The 7059-nt window shown below is 69.9% G+C and carries 3 protein-coding genes and 3 pseudogenes; 3 read left to right on the top strand and 3 right to left on the bottom strand.

Features of this window, described 5'->3' with window-relative positions:
- Window positions 1–85 precede the first annotated feature (85 nt).
- The 3 genes and pseudogenes from ACFU5K_RS30755 to ACFU5K_RS30765 form a co-directional block, all read left to right on the top strand.
- Window positions 86–549 (top strand): annotated as a pseudogene (locus tag ACFU5K_RS30755) (GH25 family lysozyme); the annotation flags it as partial.
- 161 nt (window positions 550–710) lie between these two features.
- A complete protein-coding gene (gene ctaD / locus ACFU5K_RS30760; protein ID WP_384067698.1) occupies window positions 711–2441 on the top strand; it encodes a cytochrome c oxidase subunit I in 1731 nt (576 codons plus the stop codon).
- Between the two features lie 35 nt (window positions 2442–2476).
- On the top strand, window positions 2477–2818 hold the full coding sequence (locus tag ACFU5K_RS30765) for a hypothetical protein (RefSeq protein WP_384067701.1): 342 nt from the start codon (window positions 2477–2479) through the stop codon (window positions 2816–2818).
- Between the two features lie 45 nt (window positions 2819–2863).
- On the opposite strand, the pseudogene ACFU5K_RS30770 reads toward ACFU5K_RS30765, so the two are convergent.
- The 3 genes and pseudogenes from ACFU5K_RS30770 to ACFU5K_RS30780 form a co-directional block, all read right to left on the bottom strand.
- Window positions 2864–3238: pseudogene (locus tag ACFU5K_RS30770) on the bottom strand (VOC family protein); the annotation flags it as partial.
- Between the two features lie 32 nt (window positions 3239–3270).
- Window positions 3271–5051, bottom strand: a pseudogene (locus ACFU5K_RS30775) (FUSC family protein).
- 200 nt (window positions 5052–5251) lie between these two features.
- Window positions 5252–6841, bottom strand: coding sequence for a sigma-70 family RNA polymerase sigma factor (locus tag ACFU5K_RS30780; RefSeq protein ID WP_384067703.1), 1590 nt, complete (start codon window positions 6839–6841; stop codon window positions 5252–5254).
- Between the last annotated feature and the right edge of the window lie 218 nt (window positions 6842–7059).

The following is a 7059-nucleotide window of genomic DNA, read 5'->3' on the forward strand; positions in this document are numbered from 1 at the left end:
CTTGCGTCCGGGGTACCACCACCCGAGCTACCTCACACAGCGTGACCGGCGAGCCCGCCCGTCACCGCCGCACCCCCATCAAATTCGAAGACCCGTCAATCCGAGACTGAAGGAACCGGTGAAGCGTGCCAGGGACGCCGATTGCATTATCGGTTTCTATCATTTCCTGTGGCCCGGACACGCGAAGGAGCAGGCCGCGCATTTCGTCCAGGGGGCACCGGACAAGGCCGGCGACCTCCTCGCGGTCGACTGGGAGCAGACGGGCGAGGGTACTCGCGCGAGCAGCGCGGACAAGGACCGTTTCATCCGCGAGTGAAAAGGCTGAAGCCGCACCACCGCGTCCTGCTGTACTGCAACCGATCCTTCTGGCGTACCCACGACACGAGCTCCTACGCGGGTGACGGGCTCTGGATCGCCGACTACGGCACGGCCGGTGAACCGCGTGTCGAGGCCGACTGGCGTATCCACCAGTACACCGACCGCCCGCTGGACAGGAACGTGGCCGACTTCCGCTCACAGGAGGCGATGCGCGCCTGGGCGGAGGTCTGAGGGCGCGAGCGCGTCAACAACGGCACCGTGGCTGTCGGCCAGTGGAGTGTCCTTTGCCAGCCACTGGTGCAGTGCGCACGGAGATGACCTGCGCCGTCGCCGCGGGGAGTCCATCCTGGTCGCCGAGTCAGCAATCGGCCGTCGACCGAAGGAGTGCCGCAGTGACGACGAGGGGCCCCTCAGCATCGCTGGAAGCCGATGCCGCCTACCAGGACGAACTTCCTGTGCGGGGTCGGCAGCCGGGGAACGTGGTCATCCGGTGGCTGACGACCACCGACCACAAGACGATCGGCACGCTCTACCTGATCACGTCGTTCGCGTTCTTCCTCGTCGGCGGTGTGCTGGCCCTGGTGATGCGGGCCGAGCTTGCCCGGCCGGGTACCCAGATCGTGTCGAACGAGCAGTACAACCAGGCGTTCACGATTCACGGCACGATCATGCTGCTGATCTTCGCGACGCCGCTCTTCGCCGGATTCGCGAACTGGATCATGCCGCTGCAGATCGGCGCCCCTGATGTGGCGTTCCCGCGGCTGAACATGTTCGCGTACTGGCTGTACCTCTTCGGCTCGCTCATCGTGATGTCCGGCTTCCTCACCCCGCAGGGCGCTGCCGACTTCGGCTGGTTCGCCTACTCCCCGCTCACCGACTCCGTCCGCTCGCCCGGGGTCGGAGCGGATCTGTGGATCATGGGCCTGGCCTTCTCCGGGTTCGGCACGATCCTCGGGTCGGTCAACTTCATCACCACGATCATCTGCATGCGCGCCCCCGGCATGACGATGTTCCGCATGCCGATCTTCACGTGGAACGTCCTGCTGACCGGTGTTCTGGTCCTGCTGGCCTTCCCGGTTCTGGCCGCCGCACTTCTCGCTCTCGAAGTCGACCGCAAATTCGGCGCCCATGTATTCGATGCCGCGAACGGCGGCGCATTGCTCTGGCAGCACCTCTTCTGGTTCTTCGGCCACCCGGAGGTCTACATCATCGCCCTGCCGTTCTTCGGGGTCGTTTCCGAGATCATTCCGGTCTTCAGTCGGAAGCCGATTTTCGGTTACGTCGGCCTCATCAGTGCGACGATCGCCATCGCCGGTCTCTCCGTGACGGTGTGGGCCCACCACATGTACGTCACCGGCGGGGTGCTGTTGCCATTCTTCTCGTTCATGTCGTTCCTGATCGCAGTGCCGACAGGGGTGAAGTTCTTCAACTGGATCGGCACGATGTGGAAGGGGTCCTTGTCCTTCGAAACGCCGATGCTCTGGTCGGTCGGCTTCCTCGTGACCTTCCTCTTCGGTGGTCTGACCGGCGTCCTCCTCGCCTCGCCCCCGATGGATTTCCACGTGTCGGACTCCTACTTCGTGGTGGCGCACTTCCATTACGTCGTCTTCGGCACCGTGGTCTTTGCGATGTTCGCCGGCTTCCACTTCTGGTGGCCCAAGTTCACCGGCAAGATGCTGGACGAGCGGCTGGGCAAGATGACCTTCTGGACGCTGTTCCTGGGATTCCACGGCACCTTCCTGGTGCAGCACTGGCTCGGCGCGGAGGGTATGCCTCGTCGCTACGCCGACTACCTCGCCGTCGACGGCTTCACCGCCCTGAACACGGTCTCCACGATCGCCTCCTTCGTACTGGGCCTGTCGATGCTGCCCTTCCTCTACAACGTGTGGAAGACGGCCAGGTACGGCAAGCAGGTAGAGGTCGACGACCCCTGGGGCTTCGGCCGCTCCCTCGAATGGGCCACGTCCTGCCCGCCTCCGCGCCACAACTTCCTGACACTGCCGCGGATCCGGTCCGAATCACCGGCGTTCGACCTGCACTACCCGGGGATCCGGGCCATCGAGGATGTGACGAACCTGCCCTCCGAGTCCGTCACGGTCGCTCCCGGGGACAAGCAGGAATAGAGACCGGGGCTCCGGCCCGCGGAGAGGAGGACGGTGTGAAACCCGACAAGGAGAGTGCTCGCGGCCTGGCCCAGGTGGAGGGCTATCTCCTCTGGAACGCCGAGGTCGACGAGGCCCGCCGACAGGCCCGCCGCTTCACCGACGCACTGCCCTGGCTCACCACCGCACAGCGTGAGGACGTCGAGCGCGTCTACGTCTCGGACAGGGTGGCGGTCTGCCGGGACACGCTCACGAGGATCGCCGGCCGCGCCGTCGAACTCCGGGGCGAGTACACCGCGCGATACGACCGGCTCAGGGCCCGCTGCGTGGCCCTGTCCGTCCTCATCGTCGGCGCGGTGAGTGGTACCTGCGCCGCGCTGACCGTCATCAGCCGCTGACATCGCTGGTCGGGCGCCCGTATCCGCAACGGGCGCCCGAGGCCAGTGGCGCAGCAGGCAGAACGGATGTCCTGCCGGATCGGCGAAGATCCGCCAGCCGCGGGAATCCGGTCCCCGGTCGAGCAGTGTCGCCCCGAGACCGAGGACGAGTTCCTCCGCGCGGTCCAGGTCGGGGACACCGAAGTCCAGGTGGAACTGCTGCGGTCGGGCGGGATCCGGCCACTGCGGGGGCCGGTGGTCCCGCACCCGCTGGAAGCAGAGGACGAATCCGGTCGGGGTGTGGACCGTCGCCCAGTCCTCGCCCAGGGCCCACCGCTTGTCGGGCCGGTCCGCCACCCCGCCGAGCAACTCCGCGTAGAAACCGGCCAGCAGGGCCGGGTCGGGGCAGTCCAGCACCACGCACTGCAGTTCAGCGATCATGCGCCGCATCCTAGGACCACGGGGCCAGGCGGTCACCGTGCGGGAAGCGCCCGCGCCCGGTCGAGTTCGGACAGCCGGAGTACCAGCAGTTCCGCGTGCGAAGGCGGCAGTTCCGCCGCCGGGTGGTGCAACTGCACCGCACAGGCCGTTGTCGTGTCCATCAGGCGCTCCAGGGCTTCCGCCACGCTTTCGGACCCGGCCCAATGCCGTGCCACCGCCGGGAACTCCGCCGCCGACAGGTCGATGGTCGTACGTGCGGCCGCCAGCGAGCGGTAGGCGTCGCGGCGCAGGTCCCCCTTCTCGCGCTGCTCCTGGGGCGAGTTCAGCACATGCACGAGATTAGCGGTGCGCCGCGTCCGCCGCCGTGTCGAGCGCGGCCCGTACAGAGTGGCCACGGCTTCCCGGAAGCGGGAGATGCCCGACCAGCAGCACGGTCCCGCAGGCCAGAAGGGACTCCACGACACGCCCCCAGCCGGCGGCCGGTTCCCCGCCCAGCAGGACCAGGGCGAGCACGAGCACGGTGACGACCGCTGTCTGCAGCGCGAAATGGCGAGGTCGCCACGGGAAGCATGGCGCCGCAGAGCGCCACCACCGCGACCAGGGGGAGCGGCCCCGACACCAGGTGTGCGAGCAGGCCGAACACCGCCGCGCCCGCGACCGTACCCGCGGCGCGGGACATCACGCGGGAGGCCAGGGGCCCCAGATCGGGCTTGACGAGGAACACGGTGGTGGCGGGCAGCCAGTACCAGTGCTGGTGGTGCAGCAACTGCGCGACGACGGTGCTCGTCGCACAGCACACCGCGACCCTCAGGCCGTACTCCCGGCCCGCATCGCTCCACGCCCGCCCCGCGACGGCGGAGAAGGAGCGCCTCCCCGGTGGGTTCGACGGCGTACCGGCCGGGTGGTCGAAGACCATGGCGGCTCGGAGCACGGCATCGTCCAGAGCGCGCAGCCCCGCGTCCGTCCGCGCCGGTGCCGGGAGTGGCCCGCACGGCCTGCCGGTGCGCACGGCGGCTGCCAGCCTGCGAGGGCCCTCCGCGATCCGGGCAGGCAGCTCAGCCCCGGCCCAGGCCAGCGCGGTCGCGGCCTCGGCCAGGGGAAACGCCGCCGCGTACCGGGCGTGCAGCCGCCGCTCGGCGGCCGAGCCCGCACCACGCCGCAGCCGGGGCCCTGCCAGCGCGTCCTGAGCCTGATCAAATGCGGCGCTCAGCGCTGCGCGCTCGGCGAGGGCCCCCGGCTCGCCGACCGCCCGCAGGAGCCTGGCCGCTGCCTCGTACACCGCAGCGACGGCTTTCCGTTCACCGTCGAGGTGGTACGGCCCGTTGCGCAGACAGCCCGGCGACGGCAGAAGCAGCCGGAGCAGGAGGAGCCAGCCGGCCCCGGCCAGGAACAGCAGCGCGCGCACAGGGCCCGGCTCCGGCAGCGGCATGCCCGCCCCGATCACCGCCGTGACCAGCACCTGAGTTCCGCATGCCGACGCGACGGGCCCCGTCGAGCTGAACGCTCCCGCGACCAGACCCAGGAGCCCGAACGCCAGCGGCAGGACGACCAGGGATCTGCCGCCCCCCGCCGCAGCCGCGATCATGGCGCCCAGCAGCAGGCCTGCCGAGCCCGCCACAGCGGGGAATCCCAGCCGGGCAACCGATGCCCGACGGCTGCCGGGACGGTCGTTGACGCCCGCCAGCATGGCGCCGAGTGCCGCCGGGATGCCTGCGGTGGGCCGCTCGACGAGTACCGCTACGAGCAACGGCAGGGCGGCCGGCGCCCCGCGCACCACCGCGCACCACGGGACGGGTCCGCGTTGGGTCCGCATCACGTGAGCGAGCCACGGGGGCAGAGGGCGGCGGAGGGGGGAGAAGGCGGGCAACCGGTCTCCTGAGTGCGAGGGGAAGACGGGGTACGGCCGGTGGACGCCTTCGGCCTGGGCACCCACCCAGCGTAGATCCCTCGGGTGGAGGAGGTGCTACCTGCACGTTTCCGCCATGTGACGGCCGGCCGGGCGCATACGGAGCGTCAGAGTGCGGCGCCGAAATTCTGCGTCCAGACCGGGCCCCCGGACGAGTCCTCTCTGCCGATGCCGATCTCCTTGAAGGCGCAGTTGAGGATGTTGGCCCGGTGCCCTTCGCTGTTCATCCAGGCCTCCATCACCGACTCCGGAGTCTGCTGCCCCTTCGCGATGTTCTCGCCGTACGTACTCCACCGGTACCCGGCGGCGGTGATACGGGCGCCCGGGTCCGTTCCGTCCGGGGACGTGTGGGAGAAGTAGTCCCGCGCCACCATGTCGGCCGAGTGCCGGGACGCGGCGGTCGTGAGCTTGCTGTTGCTGCTCACCGGCGAGCAACCAGCATCGGCACGCTCGGAGTTGACCAGCGCGATGACCTCGTCCGCAGCCGACGGGGCGGCCGGGCGCGGCTTCGGTGCGGTCGCCGGCGCGGAGGAGGGCGTACGCGGTTTAGGTACCTTCCGCGGTGTCGGCGAGGCGCTGCGGCTCCTGGACGGGGACGGCTTCGCGGAGGGCGATGGCGACGGTGAGGCCGACGAGGGCGACGGCGAGGGTGACGCCGAAGGGGATTCCAGGGCGGTGGCCGCATCGGACGGGCCTCGGAGAGGGGACACGGCTGTCGCGGGTCCCTCACCGTCGTCGTCCGTGTAGAGGTGGACGGCCGCCCCGCCCGCCCCGAGCACGCTGACTGCCATCAGCCCCGCGACGACGGTGGTGCGCCGTCGGCGCCGCGCTCCGTCCCTGCGCCGCTCGGCACGTCCGGGGCCCGACAGTGCGGTGGCCCCCGCCACGGGCAGGAAGGCGGTGGGAAGGATGTCGGCCGTGGGACCGGCGACGGACGCCGCCACGGGCACCAGCGCGAGTCCGACCAGCAGACCCTCCGCCGGAACCAGGCCCGACCGGTGCCCAGCGCACACCGTGCACTCACGTGCGTGGCGGGCCAGGCGCTTGCGCCAGAGGGCGGAGGGAATGCCGTCCCACCGGGCCGTCAGGTCCTCGAGAAGGACGCAGCGTGGTTCGGCAGTCAGGGCGCGGACCACGACCCGGGCGGCTTCGAGCCGCTCCTTCATCCGCTGCACGCGTACGGCGGTGTGCTGGGGGGATAGGTCGAGGGCGTCGGCGACCTCGGCCCGGGTCAGCTCGCCGGCCGTCTCCAGCCACCAGAGCGACACCAGTTCCCGGTCTTCGTCGTCCAGCCATCGAGTGGCTTCCGCTGCCTCGCGGCGCTGTCCCGTCAGGCCCAGCCGGACTATCGTCAGCTCGACGAAGTCGGCGGCCGGATCGACGACGTCATAGGCGTCCCCCATGGGGTCCGCGGATATGTCCCCGGTCCTGCGCTGACGCCAGTGCCCGCGTATCTCGTTCATCGTGATGGCCACGAACCAGGACCGGAAGCTCTTCGGGGAGCGGAGCGTCGGCAGGCCGTGGAGCATGCGCAGCACACTCTCCTGAACCACGTCGTCGACATCGGTGTGACCGTTGAGCGCGCGGCCCACGATGTTGTAGACGAGCGGCAGATACGACGCGACGAGTGCGTCCTGCGCCTGCGGGTCCCCCTTCTGGGCCGCCTTGATCAACGCCGTCTCGCGTGCCTCGCCCATGCTGTGCTCACTCTTCCGGGATCCTGTTCCGTCACTTCCCACACTCGGGAGACGCTGTGCGGCGGGGACGATAACAGTAATCCGGTCACACGCTCGAGATCCGCTCCCGGTTCCGTGCTCGCGTGAACGGCCGGGAATGCCGCCGTGACCCGGGCGGCCCGTCGGCTCCGGCGCCGCTGCTCCCGGGCCCGCAGAAGCGCCGCCCGGCGGGAGCGGGC

The sequence above is a fragment of the Streptomyces sp. NPDC057428 genome (genome assembly GCF_042803195.1).
Taxonomy (GTDB): domain Bacteria; phylum Actinomycetota; class Actinomycetes; order Streptomycetales; family Streptomycetaceae; genus Streptomyces.